Consider the following 22,514-nt stretch of genomic DNA (forward strand, 5'->3'; position numbering starts at 1 on the left):
TTTTGAAGCAACAATCTATTGGAAACTGCGTCATGCTGAACTCGTTTCAGCATCCCATCACATATTTTCATCCAATACATATAAAATGTGACCCTGAAATAAATTCAGGGTGACGAAAACCTATGCTATTTTAACATCTTATGATCATAGTCAATAATAATAAAGGTAAAATAGAAAATTGCACAACGGGTTCCCGTAATTCCTTTTCTACTTCATGAAAACCAAAGTTTTGATGGTCTGCTTGGGAAACATTTGCAGATCACCATTGGCCGAAGGCATTCTGCAATCCAAAGTAGATTTCGATACCGTTTTAGTGGATTCCGCCGGTACCGCTGGGTATCATGTGGGAAACCCTCCCGACCCAAGATCGGTTGCCGTGGCCCAAAAATATGGGTTGGACATCAGTGCCCAAAAATGCAGACGGTTTTCCAGAACGGATTTTGATGAATTTGATTTCATCTACGTGATGGACCGAAACAACTTTTCTGATATTGCCAGTTTGGCCCGAAATCAACAAGAAGCCGAAAAAATAAAATTGTTGCTCAGCGAAGTCAATGTGGGCATCCATGAAGTTCCCGACCCCTACCATGGCGATGAAGATGGATTTGAAGATGTGTATCAAATGATCGATTTGGCTTGCGAGGCAATTGCGAAAAAACTAAATTGATCTTATGGAAGAAACGCAGGAACAAGCTAAACCTGGTTTGGTGGTGGGCAAATTATACTTGATTCCCACTACATTGGGCGATAATGCTCCCCTGGAGGTATTGCCCATTTCCCTTAAGGGAACCATTGAAAAAATTGACCACTATATTGTGGAAAATGAAAAGACGGCCCGGCGTTTCATCAAAAAAGTGAGCCCCAACAAACCACAACCCAGCCTGCACATACAAAGTTTGAACAAATACACCAAGCCCGAGGTGATTCCTTCTTTTTTGGATCCCTGTATTCACGGGCATGATATTGGCGTGCTTTCGGAAGCGGGATGCCCTGGAATTGCAGATCCCGGGGCCGCGGTGGTTCGTGTGGCCCATGAAAAAAGGATCCAAGTGGTTCCTTTGGTAGGCCCCTCCTCTATTTTAATGGCCATGATGTCCAGCGGAATGAACGGCCAAAACTTTGCGTTCAACGGCTATTTGCCCATAGACCATAAAGAGCGTAAGGCCATGATAAAAAATTTGGAGCATCTTTCCCGGGAAAAGGGACAGTCCCAAATATTCATGGAGACACCTTACCGAAACAACAAATTGCTCAAGGAACTCATCAAGATACTGCACAAGAGCACGCGATTGTGCATTGCTTGCGACATTACACTCCCTACCGAGTTCATACAGACCAAAAGTGCCCACGAATGGAGTGAAATTGAAATCGACTTGGATAAAAGGCCTACCATCTATATCATTCAGGCATAAAAAAACCCAGAATAAAATTCTGGGCTTTCGCTAATTGTTACCTTGCCACTATATTTTTGGATTCTTCCTTTGCGGAATCTTGGATGTATCGTATCCAGCGAATTTTTTCATGTAGTATGAAATGCTACTTCCGTAGGCATCAGCAACATCTTCCTGTCCGTAGGAACGTAAATACTTCTTTACATTTCCAGCCCCGGCCAAATGTGCCGCGGCCAAAATACCCGATTCAGTTACCTCAACTCCACCGATCCGTTTTCCCGAAAAGCGCTTGATGTCACGTCGCAAAATCCATTTGTTCCGGGCCACGTTAATGTCAAAAGCTTTTTCTTGGAGTATGGGGTCGTTCAAAAAAGTGTCGATATCATAAACTCCCATCAAACTTAGGGTGCTTCCCCCAAACTGATATTTTCCCAAATACCCCAATGTATTCACAACGTGGTATTTTCCTTGGGATTCTTTAAAAGCCAAGGCGTCTTTAAAACCATTGTAGGCTTTTCCCAAAAAGGGAGGGGTGATTTTTGCAACTCCTTGCAATGCCAAGGAATCTTTGGGAGCGGGTATTTCAAAGCTTGTAGTCACCTTCAATGAATCTGGAATCTCCACATCCACTTTTTTCATTACGGTGTACGTACCAAAACTCGTCAAAACTACAATCATGGCAAGATGTAGTATAAAACCTATCCATCTTTTCATAATGTTCATATTTGTGATCTCAATACATATACGTATCAAAAATCAATTTGGCCGGCAAATATAGGGGGAGATATGTTAACGGTTACCCTAAAGCTCCTAAGATTTTCTTAAATGAGGCCTAAAATCCGTTAAAGTGCTGAAAATTAACGGTAAAGAGCACTATCTAAGGACCTTTTGGGAATTGAGCCATTGGATGTACTGCACCTTATTTCGGTTGTGTTGCGCCAAGGTTTTGGCAAATTTATGGTAGCCAAAGTTGGAAACATCGGCCACAAAGTAGAGGTAATCGTGTTTTTCGGGGTTCAAAACGGCCTCAATGGATGAAATATCGGGCATGGTGATCGGCCCTGGCGGAACACCCGCATATTTATAGGTGTTGTAGGGCGAGTCCATCTCCAAATCGCGGTACAAAACCCGTTTTATGATGGTATCGTAATTGCCCGTTTGCTTTTTAATGGCAAAGATCACGGTGGGGTCTGCCTGCAACAGAATCCCTTTTCGTATTCTATTGAGGTATACGCCAGCCACACGGGGTCGCTCATCCACTTTTGCGGTTTCCTTTTGAACCACAGCGGCCAAGGCAATGACTTGGGAAGGAGTTAAGTCAAGATCTTTGGCTTTCTGCAACCGCTCCTCGTTCCAATATCGTTGATATTCCTTCCACATACGATCCCTGAAGTCCTCTGCATCGGTGTTCCAGAAGAACTCGTAGGTGTTCGGCAAGTACATGCCCAATTTGCTGTCCTCATCAAAGTTTGATTCATTCAAAAAACCAGCGTCATTAAAAGCTTGAAGCAATGAAAGACTGTCCGCTTCAATCTGTTCCGATATACGCCCTGCCAAAGATTCCAAGGATTCCTGGTTATTGAAGGACACATTTACCGGTAAATTGGCACTGCGGAGCGTGTTGATGATCTCATTGTTGTTCACCCCCTTTTTTAGGGCATATTTTCCCGCCTTAATATTGGTAATGTATCCCTTTCGTTGGGCCACTGCTTCAAAAGTGGACAGATCTTTCAACAAAGGCTCCAAAGAATCTTTGACCTCAGAAAAGGTGGCATCTGATGTAATGTACACAAAAGCCTCTTGATTATTAAATTGGGTGTTTGGACTGAAAATGGCGCTATAGATCTGGTAGGCGATGAACCCACAGATCAAAAGCCCCAAAATAGCTGTTGCCCAAAGTACTTTTTTAAGATGCATTCGTATTTATCTTTTGAAACATGATTTCATTCTTGAATCCGGTGCTGGTCCGTATCCATTCTTTTTTCACCCCGACTTTTTCAAACCCCATTTTTTCAAAAAGATGGATGCTGGCCTTATTTTCCTCCAAAATATTGGCGTACAACTGATGTAAATTGAGCGTTGAGAACGCATAATCACACATGAGTTTCATGGCCTCCGCCCCCACTCCTTTGTTTCGGTCTGAAGGATTGGCAATGACAATCCCCATTCCAGCCCTGCCGTGTTTTGGGTCGAAATCAAACAAATCAATCAAGCCAATGCAGACATCATGGGTGTTGCAAATGCACAAACGCAACTGTTTTACTTCGTAAATGTCCCGATGGGCGTTATCCAAATAAAGTTTTAGGACTTTCTTGGAATAGGGTTTTAAGGTGCCGCTGATTTCCCAAATGGAGGTATCGTTCTCCAATTGGTAGAGGAATTCCAAATCATTGGGCTCCAAAGCCCTTAAACGCACCTGTTTTCCTTTAAGATTCAGCATGCTATCTCTCCTTTATAGACCTGAACAGCGGGTCCTTTTAAATAAATATTGGTGTAGTGCCCGTTGTTTTGTTCAAAGCTGATGGACAAATCCCCGCCAGGCGTGCTGATCTTTACGGTATTGGAAGTTGTTTTTCCCGATTTGTGCATGGCGATGGCCACCGCAGTGACCCCAGTACCGCAAGAAAAGGTTTCATCCTCCACCCCCCTTTCATAGGTGCGCACCTGAAATGTATCTGCATCTGATTGTTCCACAAAGTTGATGTTGCTTCCAGCTTTGCCATAAAGCCCAAAGCGCAACTTTTCGCCTTCTTTGAACACGTTAAAATTCTTGAGGTCCTCAACCAATTGCACATGGTGAGGCGAGCCCGTGTCCAAAAAGGTATAGTTGGTTTTTTCACGGATTTCATCTACATCCACCATTTTTAAATTGACCACATCACCTTCAATGCTGGCATGGTGCAATCCGTCAACCGCTGTAAATGTGGCTTCATTGCCTATGACACCCAAATAATGGGCAAAGGCCACCAAACACCGTCCACCGTTGCCGCACATGCTGCTTTCACCACCATCAGCATTGTAATAGACCATCTTAAAATCCGACATTTTGTCATTTTCGAGCAAAATCAAGCCATCCGCCCCCACTCCAAAGCGCCTATCACACAGCTGAGCGACCAGTTTGGTATTGTTTTTGGGAAATATATTCTGGCGATTGTCGATGATCACAAAATCGTTCCCTGTTCCTTGATATTTGAAAAACTGCAGTTTCATAATCGCTACAAAGGAACAAATATAGCGTATTCTTTAAGGATTTTTTTGCAGTTAAAAGGGAGTTAAACCGACAAAGCCAAAAAATGAATTCCTTTAATTTTGTTGAAACTGAATGTTAAAAAAATAAAGAATTATGAAGAAAATAGGCAGTTTGCTCCTAGTGTCCGTATTTGCAGGCGCAATTACACTGGGATCGTACAAATTATTTTTTGAAAAAGACCATTATAAATGGGTGCCTTCCGAGCAGGAAACTCCATTCCTGACCACAAGTAACATACCAAGCTCAGCCAAAGGGGCTGGTATCAATGAAGTTGATTTTACCCTGGCTGCGGAAAAAACGGTGAACTCCGTGGTCCACGTAAAAAACCTGACCATCAGCAAAGGGCCAAGCAGCCTTTCTGATTTCTTCTACGGTTTTGAACGCCAACAAACCCCTCAGGTAGGGTCAGGCTCCGGTGTAATCATAACCCCAGACGGTTATATTGTGACCAACAACCACGTAATTGCCAATTCCAGCCAATTACAGGTCACCCTAAACAATAACAGAACCTATGAAGCAGAGGTAATCGGCGCCGACTCGGAATCTGATATTGCCCTATTGAAGATTGATGCGGAAGAAGCACTCCCCTATTTGGCTTTTGGGGATTCAGACAATACCAAGATCGGGGAATGGGTGCTCGCTGTTGGGAACCCGTTTAATTTGACCTCAACCGTGACCGCAGGAATTGTAAGTGCCAAAGCCCGTTCTTTGGGCAGAAACCAATCCTTTATTCAGACCGATGCCGCCGTTAACCCTGGAAACAGTGGTGGGGCATTGGTCAATACCAATGGTGACCTGATCGGAATCAATACCGCCATCACCTCCCAGACCGGTTCCTATGTGGGATATGCCTTTGCCGTGCCCAGCAACACGGCCAAAAAAGTGGTGGAGGACATTATGGAATATGGGGACGTTCAGAAAGGACTTTTGGGGATCAGAGGTGGTGACCTTAACCCCGAAGTGGCCAATGAACTTGGCGTTGATGACCTGGAAGGGGTGTATGTGTCGGACGTAACCGAGGAATCAGGAGCTGATGAGGCCGGTTTACAATCAGGCGACATCATAAAACAGGTGGATAACATTACAGTGCATAAATTCTCCGAACTGTCGGGCTATCTTTCTTCCAAAAGACCCGGGGATGTTGTAAAAGTGACCATTGATCGAGATGGCAAAAACTTCACCAAAAATGTTACCCTCAAAAAACAAATGACCGTTCTCCTTCCCGCTACGGGATTCTTGGTAAAGAACCTTTCCAAAGCGGACAAGAAAAAGTTTGGTATTTCCAAAGGTGTAAAAATCATTGATGTTCCAGAACGATATAGTAGATACGACTTGCGCAACAAGGTCATTATAAAGGTAAATGACACAGATATAGATAACATTGAGGACGCGGAAGAGCAGTTCGGAAAAGTTTCACAATTCGGAAGGACCAGTTTTACCATGATCAACGAGAATGGTGAAAAAGAGCATATCATCTTCTAATATAAAGTGAAGGATTCACACTTAAAAACACCCTTTTTTGGGTGTTTTTTTGTGCCCAAATTCTTTTACGAAAACGTTTGAAAATAGCTAATTTAGCCCCAACTACAACTCAACAAATACAAACAAACAACTATGGGAGAAATCAAATCCTATGAAAAAGAGCTTGCCTTTCAGGCTGATAGAAGAAAGGCAACCACCGAATTTATAAAAATCATCAGTGACCTTTGGTACGACAAGGCCATTGAGGTGGTCCTTTTCAAAAACCAGATTATCGATAAGAATGTAAGCGATATCATCAACCTGCACGAGTATGCTGGGGAATTTGTGCAAAAGCCCATCTCCATTTTTGACTCTGTTGAAATATTGAGGGCCATAAACGACATCAATTTACCACCTGCCAAGTTGGACATTGGAAAGCTTACCTACGAATACCATTCCGACGACAACAACCACCTCAACGTAAAGGCTTTTGTTGTGGATAAGCTGAAGGATGCCCAGCAGACCAAGGAAATAAAGCCCAAGGATGTGGTGCTGTATGGTTTTGGGCGCATAGGGCGATTGGTGGCCCGGGAACTTATGGCCAAGACCGGAAGGGGAAGCCAATTGCGCCTCAGGGCCATAGTGGTTAGAGGGGAATTGAACCAAGAGGTTTTGGAAAAACGCGCCGCGCTACTAAAAACCGACTCCGTGCATGGACAGTTTATGGGAACCGTGGACGTGGATGCCAAAAACCAAGCCCTCATCATTAACGGCACCACGGTAAAGTTTATCAGTGCCAACAAACCCGAAGATATCGATTACACAAAATACGGAATTTATAGTGCCTTGATCATTGACAATACAGGTGCTTTCAGGGATAAAGAGTCGCTTTCCAAGCATTTAGAATCCAAAGGTGCCAGCAAGGTGTTGCTTACTGCCCCAGGAAAAGAAGTCCCCAATATAGTGCATGGTGTCAACCATAAGGAGTTTGACCCGGACAAGACAAAAATCTATTCCGCAGCTTCCTGTACCACCAATGCCATTACCCCCATTCTAAAGGTCATTGAGGATTCCCTCGGGATAAAAAAGGGCCATTTGGAGACCATCCATGCCTATACCAATGACCAGAATTTGGTGGATAACATGCACAGCAAGTACCGAAGGGGACGTGCCGCCGCACTGAACATGGTCGTGACAGAAACAGGTGCAGGGTCTGCCGTTGCCAAGGCCCTACCCTCGCTCAAGGGCAAGCTGACCTCCAATGCCATTCGGGTGCCCGTGCCAAATGGTTCATTGGCCATTCTACATTTAGAGGTAAAAAACAAGACCTCAAAAGAAAGTATCAATACCATTTTAAAGAAATATGCCCTGGAAGGCGATTTGGTGGAACAGATTAAATATTCACTGAGCAATGAGCTGGTTTCCACGGATATTGTAGGCACCTCCGCCCCTTCCATTTATGATAGCAAGGCCACGATTGTTTCCTCGGACGGAAAAAGTGTGGTGCTTTATATATGGTATGATAATGAATATGGCTATTCGCACCAAGTCATAAGATTGGCGAAATATATAGCCAAGGTTAGGCGTTATACCTATTACTAAGAATTGGGAAAAGTGGGCACACCTACCCAGTAAATAGGTTTTTCTTTTGATTTTAGGTTTATTGGTGTAATTTCGCCCTACCCTTAATCTAAATTATTTACGAGAATATATTGACCATGAAGCATTTACGATTTTTAATTGCACTAGCCCTACTTGCACCTTTCTTTTCATCTTTTGCACAAGAGGAAACCTCGGAAAATCAAGACATGACCATAAAAGGTCAGTTTGAGGACATGGAAAGAAAGTCCACCAACTATAGGTCTGGAAATGGGGTTCCCTATGAAGTGATCCGTCTGGCCAGCTTGAACGAAGTAAAGAGCAACGTTTTTGATTCCATCAATACGGCCAACAAATCCATTAAGGACCTTTCGGCCACTATTGCTGCCAATAAAGCCGAAATAGAGGACCTTAATGCCAAGCTGCAGGATACCACCACTAAGCTGAACTCGGTGACCGAGGAAAAGGACAGCATTTCCTTTTTTGGAGCCTTGATCAGCAAAGGAACCTACAACTTTATTCTCTGGTCCATCATTTTTGCGCTTTTGTTGTTCCTACTGTTCTTCATTTACCGTTTTAGGAACAGTAATTTCTTGACCCAACAAGCCAAGGCAGCCTTGGCCGATTTGGAACAGGAATACGAACAGCACAGACGAAGGGCCTTGGAGCGCGAGCAAAAAATAAGCCGTCAGTTGCAGGACGAATTGAACAAGCAGAAAAAATAAAGTCAAGGCTTCCGAAAGGGAGCCTTTTAAAATTAAAGCCAAAATGACCATCAAAAAGGCAACCGTTTCAGATTTGGAGCTAATAGTTCCTCTTTTTGATGCCTACAGGGTGTTCTACAAACAGCCTTCGGATTTGGAAGCGGCAAGAGGTTTTTTAAAAGAACGCTTTTCAAACGATGAAACCGTAATCTTTATCGTTCTTGAAAATGAAGAACCCGTAGGGTTTACCCAACTGTACAAGACTTTTTCATCGGTATCGCTCCTGCCCTCCTATATTCTAAACGATCTATATGTCGCCCCAGAATATCGAAAGAAAGGCGTAGGAGAGGCATTGTTGAATCAAGCCAAATTGCATTGCCAAGAAATGGGCTACAAAGGATTGGCCTTGGAGACTGCGGTGGACAATCCCGCCCAAAAATTATATGAACGTTTGGATTGGGAAAAAGATACGGGCCACATTCATTACTTTTGGAAAGATTCAAACGCCTAGCCCATTTTTAGGCATTTTCACTTGCACCCATGCGAATAGACATCATAACAGTACTGCCCGAGCTATTGACGAGTCCCTTTGAGGCCTCCATTCTCAAAAGGGCCATCGAAAAAGGTTTGGTCGAAGTGCATCTCCACAACCTTAGGGATTACTCCAAAGGAAACTACAAACAGGTGGACGATTACCAATTTGGTGGCGGGGCTGGTATGGTGCTGATGGTGGAACCCATTGACAAGTGCATCTCCCAACTTAAGGAAGAAAGGGACTATGACGAAGTCATTTACATGACCCCGGATGGCGAAACCCTTAACCAAGGTATAGCCAACCAGATTTCCCTGAAAAAGAACCTCATTATTTTATGTGGACATTACAAGGGGGTTGACCAGCGGGTACGGGACATGCATGTGACCCGTGAGATTTCCATTGGGGATTATGTACTTTCCGGAGGAGAATTGGCGGCTGCCGTTTTGTGTGATGCCGTGATCAGATTGCTTCCCGGGGTGTTAAACGATGAGACCTCCGCCCTAACGGATACTTTTCAAGATAATCTATTGGCACCCCCGGTGTATACGCGTCCATCGGAATACAAAGGAATGGAAGTTCCAAAAATCTTGTTGAGTGGGGATTTTCCTAAGATTGAAAAATGGCGGGAAGAGCAAGCCTTGGAACGAACACAAGAAAGAAGACCGGACCTTTTAAAATAATTTTATGGAAAACTATGAAGCTTATTTTATGATCGGAGGAGGCTTGAGCACTTTGGGCAAACTTATTCTTGTATTGGCTTGTGGCATTCTACTCACGAAACAGAAAAACTTGGCAACCATACTTATGTTTTCCGGCAGTGTTCTGTCCATTGTATTTTCATTGGTCATTATGTTAGGGACTACATTCTCTACCCAAGGAGGCTCCGAATCTGTTGTCAAGGTCAACGCTTTGGGGAGTTTGTTGACGCCCCTCCCTTACATCCTTTTTGCGATTGGATTGCTCTTGTTTGCGGCAAAACAGGTAAAAAAACAGTCTCAAAATTCATAGGCCGTTCAAAAAACAAAAAACACCTTGCTATTTCTAAATATTGCATTACTTTTGCAATCTCAAAATCAACCTCTGACGAAATACGTGAAAGTTGGTCTTGGTAAACATTAAAAAATAAGCCATGGAATCCTTAATAAAATTTGTTGAAGACGAATTTGTTCCAAAAAAAGAATTTCCAAAATTCTCATCCGGTGATACCATTACCGTGTACTATGAAATTAAGGAAGGTGAAAAAACCCGTACCCAGTTCTTCAAAGGAGTTGTGATCCAAAGAAGGGGAAGCGGTGCCACCGAAACCTTCACCATTCGTAAAATGTCCGGTACCGTTGGGGTGGAAAGAATCTTCCCCATCAACATGCCCGCTTTGCAACGCATTGAAGTAAACAAAAAAGGTAAAGTACGTAGATCTAGAATCTTCTACTTTAGAGGTCTTACCGGTAAAAAGGCCCGTATTAAAGAAGTTAGGGGATAAACCATATTCCAAGACAGAACAGAGAGCACCTTCTTCAAGGTGCTTTTTTTTATGAACAATTGTTAATAACCTCGGTTTACATCTTGTTGATTTTTAATCTGTTATAAAATTTGCTTATTTCATTCTTTGGACTACTTTAGTAGAAGAAATATGAAAATGATGCAAGTCAAGTCCATGTTTCGGTTTTAGAGTTGACGTTCTTTAAAAACTGAAAATTTCCCTTTTAATTGGTAACACTACTGATCACAAAGGAATCTTGAATTGGGGAGACGCTTCGGCGGGCCACAAGGAGAGTTCGTAAATTTTATGTGCGGATGGGAGAGCAATTTCCCGTTTTGATAAGATTTAGGAAATTATCAGGACACTTTGCGAGATAGAGTTTGGTTGTAAAATTAAATGAATCGAGTAGAGCAAACGTCTAAAGGGCAACAGATGCAATCTTCGGATTGCGGTTTTGTAGCAACACAAAACAAATCTTTTAGTCCTTTATAGAAAGCCATATCAATGTTCGCACATGGATATGGCTTTTGTTTTTTTAGAGATTCTTCAAGTTTTCCTGCCTACTTTTAGTAGATTCATTATAAGTTCACCGTCCATAAATTGTATATTTGCACCGCTCAAACAAATACACATAAATGGCCAAAATTTTTTATACGAAAACAGACGAGGCGCCTGCCTTAGCTACATTATCTTTCCTACCCATTGTAAAAGCTTATACCGAAACCGCAAACATTACCATAGAAACCAAGGACATCTCCTTGGCCGGTAGAATTGCTGCGGTATTTCCAGAATATCTCAACAACGATCAAAAGGTCACCGATGACCTTGCCATCCTGGGCGAATTGGCCAAGACCCCAGAGGCCAACATCATTAAATTGCCCAACATCAGCGCATCCATCCCTCAATTGAAAGAGGCCATTGAGGAATTGCAAGAGAAGGGGTATAACCTTCCCAACTATCCAGATGAGCCTAAAAATGATGAAGAAAAAGCCATTAAGGCCAAATACGACAAAATAAAAGGAAGTGCTGTAAACCCGGTTCTCCGCGAAGGAAACTCAGACAGAAGGGCTCCAAAAGCCATAAAAAATTACGCCAAGAAAAATCCACATACCATGGGTGAGTGGTCTTCAGATTCCAAGACCCATGTGGCAACCATGTCCCATGGCGATTTTAGGGCCAATGAAAAATCGCTCACGCTCGCAGGCGCAGACGAAGTCCGCATTGAATTGATGGGAGCGGATGGTTCCACAACCGTTTTAAAGGATAACCTTGCGCTACAAAAAGGTGAGGTTATTGACGCCACCGTGATGAGCAGAAAAGCATTGGTCGACTTTTTGTCCAAAGAAATCGCCGATGCACGAAAAAATAATCTGTTGTTGTCCCTCCATTTTAAGGCAACCATGATGAAGGTCTCCGACCCCATTATTTTTGGCCATGCCCTAAAAGTATATTTCTCGGAACTCTTCAAAGAATATGGGGACACTTTTGAAAAAATCGGCGTGGATCCCAACGATGGTCTGGAAACCTTATATGACAAACTTGAAAAGCTTCCGGAAAATCAACATAAAGAAATTGAAGGAGCCATTCAAAAAACCATAGAAAAAGGACCTGACCTAGCCATGGTAAATTCCGAAAAAGGGATTACCAACCTCCATGTGCCCAGTGATATCATCATTGATGCCTCCATGCCCGCCATGATTCGGAATTCAGGAAAAATGTGGGATAAAAATGGAGAGCTTCAAGATACCAAGGCCGTCATTCCTGATAGCAGCTACGCAGGAATTTATCAAGCTACCATCGATTTCTGCAAGGAACACGGGGCATTCGACCCGTCCACCATGGGAACCGTACCCAATGTAGGGCTCATGGCGCAAAAAGCCGAAGAATACGGCTCACACGATAAAACCTTTGAAATTCCAAAGGAAGGTGTGATCAAAGTGGTCAGCCAATCCACCGGTGAAACCCTGATTGAACACAAAGTTGATCAAGGTGACATTTGGAGAATGTGCCAGGTAAAGGATGCTCCCGTTCAAGATTGGGTGAAATTGGCTGTAGGACGTGCCAGGGCCACCAATATTCCTGCCATATTTTGGTTGGACGAAAGCAGGGCCCATGATGTTGAATTGATCAAAAAAGTCAATCTGTATCTTAAAGACCATGACACAGACGGATTGGATATTAGGATCCTATCCCCAATTGAAGCCACCAAATTTACGCTGAAACGACTCAAGGATGGAAAAGATACCATCTCAGTTTCCGGAAATGTACTCCGGGATTACCTAACGGACCTCTTCCCTATCTTGGAAGTGGGCACCAGTGCCAAAATGCTCTCCATTGTCCCCTTAATGAATGGCGGCGGATTGTTTGAAACCGGTGCAGGTGGTTCCGCTCCCAAGCACGTGGAACAATTTTTGGAAGAAGGCCATTTGCGATGGGATTCTTTAGGCGAATTTTTGGCTTTGGGGGTTTCTTTGGAATTCTACAGCGAAAAAAACAAAAACAAAAAGGCCCTGATCCTTGCAGAAGCTTTGGACAAGGCAACCGAGAAGTTCTTGGACAACGACAAATCCCCATCCAGGGTAGTGAACGAACTGGACACCAGAGGCAGCCATTTCTATTTGGCACTCTATTGGGCCGAACAATTGGCCAACCAAAATGAAGATGGGGAATTGAAAGCCACTTTCGCTAAAGTGCATGAAGCCCTGTCCGTCAATGAAGCTAAAATTGCCCAGGAATTGATTGATGCCCAAGGATCGCCAGTTGATATTGGAGGGTATTATTTGCCCAGTGCAGAGATGGCATCCCAAGCCATGCGCCCCAGTGAAACGTTAAACAAAATACTGGATTCCATAGGTTAAGAAAGTACGGATTTTGTTCTTTTTTTAATTTTTTCCAACTACACATATAATGTGTATTTTTAGGGAAATCTTAAAAATGCCGAATAGACATTTTGTCATCAGCCTTGGCCTACTCCTTTTCGGTGTTTTTACCCAGGCACAACAAAAATTCACCCTTAGCGGTACCATTTCAGAAGCCAATAGCAATGAGACCTTGATAGGGGTCACCATTGCATTTCCTGATATAAACACCGGGGTCACTACCAATGAATATGGTTTTTATTCCATTACCCTTCCACAGGGTGAATACAATGTGGTGGTCAGTTATTTGGGATTTCAGGATATTCGGGAAACCATCAACTTGGATTCCAACACAAAACGGGATTTCAGTTTGCTGGAAGAAGCCGAGGAACTGGAGGAGGTTGTGGTCACCGATGACGTGGAGCGTCTCGATATCCGAAAACCCCAGATGAGCGTCAACACCATGGCCGTCCAGACCATTAAGCAGATTCCCGTGGTATTGGGAGAATCGGACGTCATAAAATCCTTGTTGCTTTTACCGGGAGTCTCCAATGCGGGCGAAGCCTCTTCCGGGTTCAACGTGCGGGGCGGTGCAGCGGACCAAAACCTTATTCTTTTGGATGAGGCAACTGTTTTCAATTCATCGCATTTATTTGGATTCTTCTCTGTCTTCAATCCAGATGCCATCAAGGATGTAAAACTGTTCAAGGGCGGTATTCCTGCCCGCTACGGTGGAAGGGTGTCCTCGGTGCTCGAAATTTTTCAAAAAGAAGGGAACAGCAAAGATTTTAAAGTAAATGGCGGTATTGGCGCCGTTGCCAGCAGACTGCTGTTGGAAGGGCCTATCCTAAAGGATAGAACCGCGTTTTTGATAGGCGGAAGGGCTTCGTATGCCCATTTGTTCCTACCCTTGTTCGATGTGGACAATAAAGCGTACTTCTATGACCTGAACACAAAAATCAACCATAAGATCAATGACCGGAATAGTATTTTTCTTTCGGGGTATTTTGGACGGGATTTGTTCAGTATCAGTGATAGATTTGTGAACACCTACGGTAATGCTGTTGGAAATTTCAGGTGGAACCATTTGTTTTCTGATAGGTTGTTTTCCAACCTTTCCGTTATCTATTCCGATTATTTTTATGGCTTGGAACTTGATTTTGTGGGGTTTGAATGGAATTCTGGAATCCAAAACTTCAACCTGAAGTACGACCTGAAACATTACATCAATGACAAACTACAAATCAATTACGGTCTCAACAATACCTATTATGTCTTCAATCCTGGTAGGATACAGCCCAATAGTCCAGATTCTGGCATTCTGGAAGAGCAGCTCACCAAAAAATACGCCAATGAAAATGCCGTCTATATAGATATTGAGCATCAAATTTCGGAAAACCTGAGCGTGGAATATGGGTTAAGGGCAAGCCAATTTAACCGATTGGGGCAGGATGAATTCTATGTGTATGAAAATGACAATCCTGTCGAGTTCGACCCTTTTACGCTTGTGTACAGGGAAGCTACACCCATAGATACCATCAATCCAGGTAGAGGTGGCACCTTAAAGAAATTTTTTAACCTGGAACCAAGGATTTCCGCTTCCTATAATTTTAAGGGCCAAAGCTCCATCAAGGCCAGTTACACCCGTTTGGCCCAGTACCTTCACTTGTTGTCCAATACCAGTTCCCCAACACCTTTGGATGTTTGGACCCCCAGTGGCCCCTTTGTAAAGCCACAGTTGCTGGACCAATATGCTTTGGGTTACTTCAGAAACATTAAGGGTGGCGATTACAGTTTTGAAACCGAAGGTTTTTACAAGGATATTGCCAATCGGATAGATTACATTGATGGTGCCAACCTTATTGCCAACAATGCCATAGAACGGATTATCTTAAACGGCCAAGCCAGAGCCTACGGGCTGGAATTTCTTATTCGTAAGAACGAAGGTCGCTTAACGGGGTGGTTGGCCTATACGTGGTCAAAATCGGAGCAAAAAACCCCGGGCAGGAATCTTGGTATTGACACTGGACGATCCGATTTGGAAACGGGAATCAACCAAGGGGAATGGTACAGTACTCCCTATGATAAAAGACATGACCTTTCCATTTACGGAAGTTACAACCTCAATAAAAAGTGGAGTTTTAACGCAAATTTCATCTTCCAAACAGGTCAACCCACCAATTATCCGGTTGGTCAATTTGAATTTGAAGGGCTTACGGTCCCGTATTATGGGCTTCGGAACAAAGAACGACTTCCAGATTATCATCGTTTGGATGTTTCCGCCATATTGACCCCAAAACGCAACCAACGAAAAAAAGTGCAATCCGAGTGGGTTTTTAGTATTTACAACCTGTACAGTAGAAAAAATGCAGCATCCATCAACTTTCGGGAAAACGAGGATACAGGAAGAAACGAAGCGATTCGGACCTCTATTTTTGGAATCATCCCGGCCATAACCTATAATTTTAGATTCTAGCACATGAAAAAAGCAATCTTTATCATAGGAACCATTTTTCTCTTCACGTCTTGCGAAGACGTTGTGGATGTGGATTTGCCGGAAACCGAGCCGAGGCTTATTGTGGATGGGCTTTTGCGGGTGGACAAAAGTCAGGAGTTCATTGATGTTAGAATACGGATGCGGGAAACCAGCAACTTCTTTGAGAGTAATCCCCCCACCCAAGTTGAAAGTGCTGTGATTGCTTATGGGGTTCCCAACGAGTTCGGTGAGTTTGTGAACTTCGCCTTTTCTTCATTGACCGAGGAAGAGCCCGGTACAGGGATTTATGTCCCAGACCCCAACTTTTCTTCAGATCAACGCATACGGACCGAAAGTGCTGAGCTAGGGACCGTATTTGTACTCCAGATTTCGCATAAAGACAAATTCTATTATGCCCGTACCGAATATGCCCCTACTGTCCCGATTGACAATTTGGAACAAGGCAGGAGTACCCTTTTTGGTGAAGAAGATACGGAGATCATTGTAACTATAACCGATAATCCAGATTATGCCAACTTCTACGTTTTTGATTTTGGGTTTGGCAATTTTCAAACCGTTGATGACCAGTTTTTCCAAGGCCAACAATTCGGATTTTCCTATTTCTATGATGATAAACTACAGGCAGGAAACGATATTAACGTAAGCATTTTGGGTGCCACCGAAGATTTTTACAATTACATGGACCTTTTGGTAGAGCAAACACAGAATAATGGCGGAGTATTTGAAACCCCTGTGGCTACAGTTCGGGGGAACGTGTTTGACATTACGGGGCTTGACAACATCGACATTTTTGACAATGTGGAACGACCCAACGATTATGCTTTGGGCTATTTTGCCGTGGCACAGGAATTTTCAAGTAGCTTGACCATTGAATAGTCTTTGGCATCAAACAAGAAAGTAAAGCAAGAGAACCATTAAAATACCGGTAATGCCCTGCAACAAGGTTCCCAAAGTATGGCCCCGCAAAGCCGTCTTTACATTGATGTTGGAAAATTGCGACACCACCCAAAAATAACTGTCATTGATGTGTGAAACCGTCATGGCCCCGGCACCAACGGCCAATACCGCCAAGGCCTTATCGGTAAGGGACACCAACCCGAAAGTTTCCAACAAAGGCGCTACAATGGCTGATGTGGTAATAATGGCCACCGTGGACGATCCCTGTGCTGTTTTTAAAACAGTGGCGATCACAAAGGCAATCAAAAGTCCACCTACCCCAGAGCCCGACTCTAAATCAATGATGGAAGCAATATCAATGGTTCGTAGAATGGCACCAAAGGCACCTCCTGCTCCCGTAATCAACACAATGGCACCCGCCTGTTTAAAAGCTTCGGCCATCCATCCCTGTTTTTCTTTGGAAGGTGTTTTCCTGCCTAATGAAAACGCAAAGAAGACCCCAACAAGCAAGGCAATGATGGGGCTTCCAAAGAAATCAAACATCATAAACAACCAACCCTCACCCAAAGGGTGTGTTGGGTAATTGACAAACGATTTCATGGCTATCAGAATTATAGGGACAACCAAGGGCAAAAATGCTTGGAACGGTTTTACGGATGAAGGAACTTCTTCCTTTTCCTCCATTGCTTCAGTGGTGTCATCTTCTTTTAGGGATTTGCCAATGAATCGGGCCCAAAAATAACCTGAAATGGAAACTGGAATGGCAACCAAAAGCCCCAAGGTCATCACCAATCCCAAATCGGCTTCCATTATGGCCGCCGCAGCCAACGGCCCCGGTGTAGGGGGCACAAATACATGGGCCGAATATAATCCTGTGGCCAAGGCAATGGCAAAAACCAATGCCGGGATGCCCGTTTTTTTGCTGATGGCCTTGTTCAAGGAGGAAAGAATGATAAACCCTGAGTCGCAATACACCGGAATTGAAATTACAAATCCGGCTAAATTAATGGCCAAGGGGGAACGCTTTAAACCGATCACCTTTAAAATACTATTGGCCAGCACTTGGGTACTGCCTGTTTTCTCCAAATAAATTCCAATCACCGTTCCAAAGGCGATGACCAACCCAATACCGGAAAGTGTTTTGCCAAATCCCTCCCCTATGGTGGTCATAATGCTTTGGGGGGTCAGTCCCAAAAGAAATCCTGACGCCACCGCGGCCAAGGTCAGGGAAAAAACAGGATGCATTTTAAACTTTACCGTAGCAACAATGATGAAAAGCACCACCACCCCCAAAACGAATAGTTCCATGGTCAATTTTTATGCGATATCCTCTAAATATAAGCTAATATTCCTACTTTGGTCCCATGAGGCGAACAGATAAGGAACTTTTGGTAAAGGGGTTAAAATCGTTTGGTTTTACCGTGGCCGCTATGTTTTTAGGCCCTTTTTTGATTTATGAAGCGTTTAAAAATGAGGGGCACTTTCTTTATATTCCTGTCTTGATTTTGGGCATCTTCGTTGCGGGTTTGGCCATCTATTTGGGCTTTCGGTCCGTGAACATTGTTATGGATGCGGTGTTCGGTAAGAAATCCAAGGATTAATTTTCAGGGTCTGGATGCGAATTTTTCCATTTGTTGCTCAACTGGGCATAGTCATAATCCAACACCGATTCTTGCCGTTCCAACCGATTGCCGGCAAATGCACGCTGTAGAATGTCCTCTATCAGGTAATCTTCGTGTATGTTTTCTGGATGAAATTCTTCCTTAAGACTGATTTTGAACAAACTCGCCGTGGTGTTGTACCAAAAGGCCCGCCAACCACTTCGGAGTTCTTTCACTAGATCAAAAGCCGTTGTCCCCGTTTGGCGATAGATCAGTTTCACCAAAATCTGCCCTTCGGTACGGGTCAATTTCTTCAGTTCTTCCGAAAATTCCTCCTCAATAAACTTTTGCACTTTCCGGGTATATTTGCGTTGGTGCCGCCTTTTTTTGATGTGCTTCAAACTATCGTTCAGTTCCACCAAGCGTTCCGCGGCCATTTTTGCATACGGATAGACTTTCAAGGTCTTTCTGCGGAGTATGTAGTACCTGAGCCTTTCATTTCTATCAGCAAACTCCAGCTTGCCAAAAATATAGACCTCTTCCAGTTCAATAGAGCTGTGCAGAATGGAATCCCCTTCAAACCGAACGTAATAATCCGCAATGGAATCGTTGGGGTTCAACACAGAATCGTTTTCAATCTCCTGTGAAAAACCCAAGGCTTGAAACGCAAAAAAAACAACAAGAAAACTTGTACGGCTCATCCGGTTCATTTCTCAAAAGTCTTGCCAAATGTAAAGATAAAGGTATGATTTGGTTATTAAATAAAAGTGAATATTAGTATGTTTGTGGACTAAATAAATCACATGGCAGCAGGAAAAATTATCAATGAGAAATCGCTCAAGTTCCTTGAAAAATATTTGAACAATCCCTCTCCTACGGGTTATGAATGGGAAGGGCAAAAAATATGGATGGACTATGTAAAACCGTATGTTGATGATTTTATCACGGATACCTACGGAACCGCGGTGGCTGTTATTAATCCCGATGCAAAATACAGAGTGGTCATTGAGGGACATTCCGATGAAATCTCTTGGTATGTGAATTATATTACTGACAATGGTTTGCTCTATGTCATCCGAAATGGGGGCAGCGACCATCAAATTGCGCCTTCCAAATGGGTGAATATCCATACCAAAAATGGCATTGTAAAGGGTGTTTTCGGGTGGCCGGCCATCCATACACGGGACAAGGCCAAGGAAGAAACGCCGAAGATTGAGAACATTTTCATCGATATAGGGGCCAAGGACAAGGAAGAAGTTGAGAAAATGGGCGTCCACGTGGGTTGTGTCATCACCTACCCCGATGAATTCCATATACTGAACAAGGATAAATTTGTGTGCCGCGCACTGGATAACCGGGTTGGCGGCTTTATGATTGCCGAAGTGGCCCGTTTGCTCCATGAAAACAAGCAGAAACTACCCTTCGGGTTGTACATCACCAATTCGGTGCAGGAAGAGATTGGATTGCGTGGTGCTGAGATGATCACACAGACCATTAAGCCCAATGTGGCCATTGTTACCGATGTGTGCCACGACACCACCACCCCAATGATCGACAAAAAGAAAGAGGGTGAGACCATGATCGGTTCCGGGCCCGTGGTTTCGTATGCGCCTGCAGTACAGAACAAGCTCAGGGAACGTATTTTGGAAACTGCTGAAGCCAAAAAAATACCCTTCCAGCGGTTGGCGGCTTCCCGCTATACCGGAACGGACACGGATGCTTTTGCCTACAGTAATGGTGGAGTGGCCTCTGCGTTGATTTCACTTCCCTTGCGCTATATGCACACCACGGTGGAGACGGTTCATAAAGATGATGTGGAAAATGTGATCCGTTTAATCTACGAAACGCTGTTGACCATTAAGGAAGGGGAGACGTTCAGTTATTTTGATTAAGGGAATAAGCGTCAGTTCGAGCTGTCATCTTGATCTGTACCCTGAGCGTAGTCGAAGGGGCAGTCGAAAGAACAGTCGAGAACTTAATATACATCTCGACTGCGCTCGATGTGACAATATTGCTGACTTGACGTCATGCTGAACTTGCTTCAGCATCTCACACCTACTTTTCAAAATTAATGGGACCCTGAAACAAGTTCAGGGTGACGAATTGCTATTTTTGTGTTATGGATGAATGGGTGGACATTTTGGATGAGCAGGGAAACCCCACGGGGCAATCCTGTTTAAAATCCGAAGCGCACCGAAAAGGGCTGTTTCATCCCACGGTCCATGTGTGGCTGTACACCAAAGATGGCAGGGTTCTCATTCAACAACGGGGAAAACACAAGGCTACCCACCCCCTACTTTGGGATGTTTCCGTGGCAGGTCACGTAGCGTCTGGGGAAGACCTGAAAGTGGCTGCTGTACGCGAGGTTGCCGAAGAGGTTGGTCTACCCATTTCTGAAACGGATTTGGAACCTATCGGTAGTTTTAAAGCAGTCCACAAAATTTCCAAACATTTTATTGATGCCGAGTTCCACCATGTTTTTTTGTGCGAGCTCCAAGTGCCGTTAAGCAATTTGACCAAACAGGACAGCGAAGTGGATGCCTTGGATTTGATTCCCTTGCTCCAATTTGCTGACGAAACTTGGGGCATGGCCAATACGGGGAAATATGTTCCCCATGGTACCGAGTATTACAAGACCATCATCAAGGAAATCAAAAAGCGGCTTTGACGGTTTCAGCGAACTGCTTGGCTTCATCCAATTTATAGGCCTTTTGGTCTCCTGTTTTCATGTTCTTGACCACAAAATTACCTTGGGTAAGTTCCTGTTCCCCTAAAAGAATCACGTAGGGAACTCCTCTTTTATCGGCGTATTTGAACTGCTTTTGCACTTTGGCATCCGTAGGATACAAATCGGCGCGTAGCCCTGACTTTCTGAGGGATGATACCAGTTTTAAGCTTGCAAGACCTTCTCCTTTTCCAAAATTAAGACAAAGTATGTCCAAGGAAGTGTCCAAGCTGTCCGGGAAGAGGTTCAATTCCTCCAAAACCAAATAAATACGGTCCAGTCCGAAGGAAATCCCCACACCACTCACATCCTTCAACCCAAAAATACCGGTCAAATCATCATAACGTCCACCGCCGCCAATGGAGCCCATGCTGACCCCTTCTGGGGCGGAAACCTCAAAAATGGCCCCAGTGTAGTAGTTGAGACCACGGGCAAGGGTCACATCCAATTGTAGGGTTGCCGTTTGCAATCCAACTGCTTCAACGGTATTGATGATTTCTTCCAAATCGGCCACCCCTTGCTGGCCAATTTCAGAATCTGAAAGCAAATTTTTGAGTTCTTCCAACTGCTGGGCGGCTGAACCTGACATGGAAAACAAGGGCTGGGCTTTGGCAATGGCAGTTTCAGAGATGCCTTTTTCCAACATCTCGGCCTTAACCTTTTCCTCGCCTATTTTGTCGAGCTTGTCCAAGGCAACCGTAAAATCGATTAGGAGGTGCTTGGCGCCAATCACCTCGGCAATTCCGGAAAGAATTTTACGATTGTTGATTTTAATGGTGGTGCCTTTCAGCCCCAAATCGGTAAAAACAGCATCGTACAATTGTACAAATTCCACCTCTTGCAAAAGTGAATTCGCTCCCACCACATCCGCATCGCACTGATAAAACTCACGGAAACGCCCTTTTTGGGGACGGTCCGCACGCCAAACCGGTTGAATTTGGTAGCGTTTGAAGGGAAAATCAATTTCGTTTTGGTGCATCACCACATAGCGGGCAAAGGGAACGGTAAGGTCATAACGCAGTGCTTTTTCGGAGATTTTTGGAGTTAGGGAGGCAGAATTCTTGGAACTGTAGGTCACATCATCCACTTTTGAGATAAAATCCCCAGAGTTCAAGATTTTGAAAATCAACCGATCTCCTTCATCCCCGTATTTTCCCATTAGGGTCTCGGAGTTTTCAAAAGAAGGGGTTTCAATGGGTTGGAAACCATAGGTTTCAAAATGCGTTTTTATTGTCTGGATGATATAGTTGCGCTTGGCCACCTCAGCGGGCGAAAAATCTCGGGTTCCTTTGGGTATGGATGGTTTCTGTGCCATGTACTTTTAAATTCTCGTGCAAATATACGGTTTTGGGTGATGGGTGAAAGGGGAAAGGGTGAAAGGTGAAAGGTGAAGGGTGAAGGGTGAAAGGTGAAGGGTGAAGGGTGAAAGGTGAAAGGTGAAAGGTGAAGGTTTATGGCTCATCCTTTTTTAAAAAGAAGTTTCGGATCTATCGCACACCATTATTAACAAGAAAAA

Annotated in this window: 22 protein-coding genes; 15 read left to right on the plus strand and 7 right to left on the minus strand. The window is 43.9% G+C overall.

Annotation, left to right across the window (positions count from 1 at the left end):
- Positions 1–214 precede the first annotated feature (214 nt).
- Positions 215–667, plus strand: a complete 453-nt coding sequence (locus A7D14_RS14735; protein ID WP_067036232.1) for a low molecular weight protein-tyrosine-phosphatase — start codon at positions 215–217, stop codon at positions 665–667.
- Between the two features lie 4 nt (positions 668–671).
- Positions 672–1,412: an SAM-dependent methyltransferase gene (locus A7D14_RS14740; protein ID WP_067036235.1), complete on the plus strand. Its 741-nt coding sequence runs from the start codon at positions 672–674 to the stop codon at positions 1,410–1,412.
- A gap of 48 nt (positions 1,413–1,460) precedes the next feature.
- Here the strand turns inward: A7D14_RS14740 and A7D14_RS14745 are convergent, their stop codons facing one another.
- From A7D14_RS14745 to dapF, 4 genes are all read right to left on the minus strand, one after another.
- Positions 1,461–2,105: a hypothetical protein gene (locus A7D14_RS14745; protein WP_067036350.1), complete on the minus strand. Its 645-nt coding sequence runs from the start codon at positions 2,103–2,105 to the stop codon at positions 1,461–1,463.
- A gap of 159 nt (positions 2,106–2,264) precedes the next feature.
- Positions 2,265–3,308, minus strand: coding sequence for an endolytic transglycosylase MltG (gene mltG / locus A7D14_RS14750; RefSeq protein ID WP_067036238.1), 1,044 nt, complete (start codon positions 3,306–3,308; stop codon positions 2,265–2,267).
- A complete protein-coding gene (locus tag A7D14_RS14755) occupies positions 3,298–3,831 on the minus strand; it encodes a GNAT family N-acetyltransferase (RefSeq protein ID WP_067036240.1) in 534 nt (177 codons plus the stop codon). The genes mltG and A7D14_RS14755 overlap by 11 nt, the downstream gene beginning before the upstream one ends.
- Positions 3,825–4,601, minus strand: a complete 777-nt coding sequence (dapF, locus tag A7D14_RS14760; protein ID WP_067036242.1) for a diaminopimelate epimerase — start codon at positions 4,599–4,601, stop codon at positions 3,825–3,827. The genes A7D14_RS14755 and dapF overlap by 7 nt, the downstream gene beginning before the upstream one ends.
- Before the next feature lie 133 nt (positions 4,602–4,734).
- Between dapF and A7D14_RS14765 the strand changes: the two genes are divergently transcribed.
- The 10 genes from A7D14_RS14765 (at position 4,735) to A7D14_RS14810 (ending at position 16,651) form a co-directional block, all read left to right on the plus strand.
- On the plus strand, positions 4,735–6,123 hold the full coding sequence (locus A7D14_RS14765) for a S1C family serine protease (protein ID WP_067036246.1): 1,389 nt from the start codon (positions 4,735–4,737) through the stop codon (positions 6,121–6,123).
- 132 nt (positions 6,124–6,255) lie between these two features.
- Positions 6,256–7,704: a glyceraldehyde-3-phosphate dehydrogenase gene (locus tag A7D14_RS14770; RefSeq protein ID WP_067036249.1), complete on the plus strand. Its 1,449-nt coding sequence runs from the start codon at positions 6,256–6,258 to the stop codon at positions 7,702–7,704.
- Positions 7,705–7,820: 116 nt separating this feature from the next.
- On the plus strand, positions 7,821–8,426 hold the full coding sequence (locus A7D14_RS14775; protein ID WP_067036253.1) for a tRNA (guanine-N1)-methyltransferase: 606 nt from the start codon (positions 7,821–7,823) through the stop codon (positions 8,424–8,426).
- Positions 8,427–8,469: 43 nt separating this feature from the next.
- Positions 8,470–8,916 carry a GNAT family N-acetyltransferase gene (locus tag A7D14_RS14780; protein ID WP_067036256.1) on the plus strand — a complete coding sequence of 149 codons (447 nt, stop codon included), beginning with the start codon at positions 8,470–8,472 and terminating at the stop codon, positions 8,914–8,916.
- A 29-nt stretch (positions 8,917–8,945) separates the two neighbouring features.
- Complete coding sequence (gene trmD / locus A7D14_RS14785) at positions 8,946–9,620, plus strand: tRNA (guanosine(37)-N1)-methyltransferase TrmD (RefSeq protein ID WP_067036260.1); 675 nt, start codon at positions 8,946–8,948, stop codon at positions 9,618–9,620.
- 4 nt (positions 9,621–9,624) lie between these two features.
- Positions 9,625–9,948 (plus strand): hypothetical protein, encoded by a 324-nt coding sequence (locus tag A7D14_RS14790; protein WP_067036263.1) that lies wholly within the window; start codon positions 9,625–9,627, stop codon positions 9,946–9,948.
- 121 nt (positions 9,949–10,069) lie between these two features.
- Positions 10,070–10,420 carry a 50S ribosomal protein L19 gene (gene rplS / locus A7D14_RS14795; protein ID WP_036385464.1) on the plus strand — a complete coding sequence of 117 codons (351 nt, stop codon included), beginning with the start codon at positions 10,070–10,072 and terminating at the stop codon, positions 10,418–10,420.
- A gap of 635 nt (positions 10,421–11,055) precedes the next feature.
- Positions 11,056–13,278: an NADP-dependent isocitrate dehydrogenase gene (locus A7D14_RS14800; protein ID WP_067036265.1), complete on the plus strand. Its 2,223-nt coding sequence runs from the start codon at positions 11,056–11,058 to the stop codon at positions 13,276–13,278.
- 76 nt (positions 13,279–13,354) lie between these two features.
- A complete protein-coding gene (locus A7D14_RS14805; RefSeq protein ID WP_067036353.1) occupies positions 13,355–15,754 on the plus strand; it encodes a TonB-dependent receptor in 2,400 nt (799 codons plus the stop codon).
- Between the two features lie 3 nt (positions 15,755–15,757).
- Positions 15,758–16,651: a DUF4249 family protein gene (locus tag A7D14_RS14810; RefSeq protein ID WP_067036268.1), complete on the plus strand. Its 894-nt coding sequence runs from the start codon at positions 15,758–15,760 to the stop codon at positions 16,649–16,651.
- A 9-nt stretch (positions 16,652–16,660) separates the two neighbouring features.
- Here the strand turns inward: A7D14_RS14810 and A7D14_RS14815 are convergent, their stop codons facing one another.
- On the minus strand, positions 16,661–17,980 hold the full coding sequence (locus tag A7D14_RS14815; protein WP_067036271.1) for a GntP family permease: 1,320 nt from the start codon (positions 17,978–17,980) through the stop codon (positions 16,661–16,663).
- 56 nt (positions 17,981–18,036) lie between these two features.
- On the opposite strand from A7D14_RS14815, the gene A7D14_RS14820 reads away from it, so the two are divergent.
- Positions 18,037–18,273, plus strand: coding sequence for a DUF6095 family protein (locus tag A7D14_RS14820; protein WP_067036274.1), 237 nt, complete (start codon positions 18,037–18,039; stop codon positions 18,271–18,273).
- Here A7D14_RS14820 and A7D14_RS14825 read toward each other — a convergent pair.
- Positions 18,270–18,974, minus strand: coding sequence for a DUF4294 domain-containing protein (locus A7D14_RS14825; protein ID WP_067036356.1), 705 nt, complete (start codon positions 18,972–18,974; stop codon positions 18,270–18,272). The two genes, A7D14_RS14820 and A7D14_RS14825, sit on opposite strands and share 4 nt — an antisense overlap.
- Before the next feature lie 102 nt (positions 18,975–19,076).
- Between A7D14_RS14825 and A7D14_RS14830 the strand changes: the two genes are divergently transcribed.
- Positions 19,077–20,165 (plus strand): M42 family metallopeptidase, encoded by a 1,089-nt coding sequence (locus tag A7D14_RS14830; protein ID WP_067036276.1) that lies wholly within the window; start codon positions 19,077–19,079, stop codon positions 20,163–20,165.
- A 227-nt stretch (positions 20,166–20,392) separates the two neighbouring features.
- Complete coding sequence (locus tag A7D14_RS14835) at positions 20,393–20,941, plus strand: NUDIX hydrolase (protein ID WP_067036279.1); 549 nt, start codon at positions 20,393–20,395, stop codon at positions 20,939–20,941.
- Here the strand turns inward: A7D14_RS14835 and hisS are convergent.
- A complete protein-coding gene (hisS, locus tag A7D14_RS14840; RefSeq protein WP_067036282.1) occupies positions 20,925–22,313 on the minus strand; it encodes a histidine--tRNA ligase in 1,389 nt (462 codons plus the stop codon). The genes A7D14_RS14835 and hisS overlap by 17 nt on opposite strands.
- Positions 22,314–22,514: the final 201 nt, after the last annotated feature.

The sequence above is a fragment of the Allomuricauda sp. CP2A genome, assembly GCF_001683915.1.
Classification (GTDB): domain Bacteria; phylum Bacteroidota; class Bacteroidia; order Flavobacteriales; family Flavobacteriaceae; genus Flagellimonas.

Bases quoted from the DNA above. Each gene is read 5' to 3' on its own strand.
- dapF (WP_067036242.1), bottom strand. From the start codon at position 4,601: ATGAAACTGCAGTTTTTCAAATATCAAGGAACAGGGAACGATTTTGTG.
- A7D14_RS14810 (WP_067036268.1), top strand. From the start codon at position 15,758: ATGAAAAAAGCAATCTTTATCATAGGAACCATTTTTCTCTTCACGTCT.
- A7D14_RS14755 (WP_067036240.1), bottom strand. From the start codon at position 3,831: ATGCTGAATCTTAAAGGAAAACAGGTGCGTTTAAGGGCTTTGGAGCCC.
- A7D14_RS14805 (WP_067036353.1), top strand. From the start codon at position 13,355: ATGCCGAATAGACATTTTGTCATCAGCCTTGGCCTACTCCTTTTCGGT.
- mltG (WP_067036238.1), bottom strand. From the start codon at position 3,308: ATGCATCTTAAAAAAGTACTTTGGGCAACAGCTATTTTGGGGCTTTTG.
- A7D14_RS14745 (WP_067036350.1), bottom strand. From the start codon at position 2,105: ATGAAAAGATGGATAGGTTTTATACTACATCTTGCCATGATTGTAGTT.
- A7D14_RS14765 (WP_067036246.1), top strand. From the start codon at position 4,735: ATGAAGAAAATAGGCAGTTTGCTCCTAGTGTCCGTATTTGCAGGCGCA.
- A7D14_RS14825 (WP_067036356.1), bottom strand. From the start codon at position 18,974: ATGAGCCGTACAAGTTTTCTTGTTGTTTTTTTTGCGTTTCAAGCCTTG.
- A7D14_RS14835 (WP_067036279.1), top strand. From the start codon at position 20,393: ATGGATGAATGGGTGGACATTTTGGATGAGCAGGGAAACCCCACGGGG.
- A7D14_RS14740 (WP_067036235.1), top strand. From the start codon at position 672: ATGGAAGAAACGCAGGAACAAGCTAAACCTGGTTTGGTGGTGGGCAAA.
- rplS (WP_036385464.1), top strand. From the start codon at position 10,070: ATGGAATCCTTAATAAAATTTGTTGAAGACGAATTTGTTCCAAAAAAA.
- A7D14_RS14820 (WP_067036274.1), top strand. From the start codon at position 18,037: ATGAGGCGAACAGATAAGGAACTTTTGGTAAAGGGGTTAAAATCGTTT.
- trmD (WP_067036260.1), top strand. From the start codon at position 8,946: ATGCGAATAGACATCATAACAGTACTGCCCGAGCTATTGACGAGTCCC.
- A7D14_RS14780 (WP_067036256.1), top strand. From the start codon at position 8,470: ATGACCATCAAAAAGGCAACCGTTTCAGATTTGGAGCTAATAGTTCCT.
- A7D14_RS14735 (WP_067036232.1), top strand. From the start codon at position 215: ATGAAAACCAAAGTTTTGATGGTCTGCTTGGGAAACATTTGCAGATCA.
- A7D14_RS14830 (WP_067036276.1), top strand. From the start codon at position 19,077: ATGGCAGCAGGAAAAATTATCAATGAGAAATCGCTCAAGTTCCTTGAA.
- A7D14_RS14775 (WP_067036253.1), top strand. From the start codon at position 7,821: ATGAAGCATTTACGATTTTTAATTGCACTAGCCCTACTTGCACCTTTC.
- A7D14_RS14770 (WP_067036249.1), top strand. From the start codon at position 6,256: ATGGGAGAAATCAAATCCTATGAAAAAGAGCTTGCCTTTCAGGCTGAT.
- hisS (WP_067036282.1), bottom strand. From the start codon at position 22,313: ATGGCACAGAAACCATCCATACCCAAAGGAACCCGAGATTTTTCGCCC.
- A7D14_RS14790 (WP_067036263.1), top strand. From the start codon at position 9,625: ATGGAAAACTATGAAGCTTATTTTATGATCGGAGGAGGCTTGAGCACT.
- A7D14_RS14800 (WP_067036265.1), top strand. From the start codon at position 11,056: ATGGCCAAAATTTTTTATACGAAAACAGACGAGGCGCCTGCCTTAGCT.
- A7D14_RS14815 (WP_067036271.1), bottom strand. From the start codon at position 17,980: ATGGAACTATTCGTTTTGGGGGTGGTGGTGCTTTTCATCATTGTTGCT.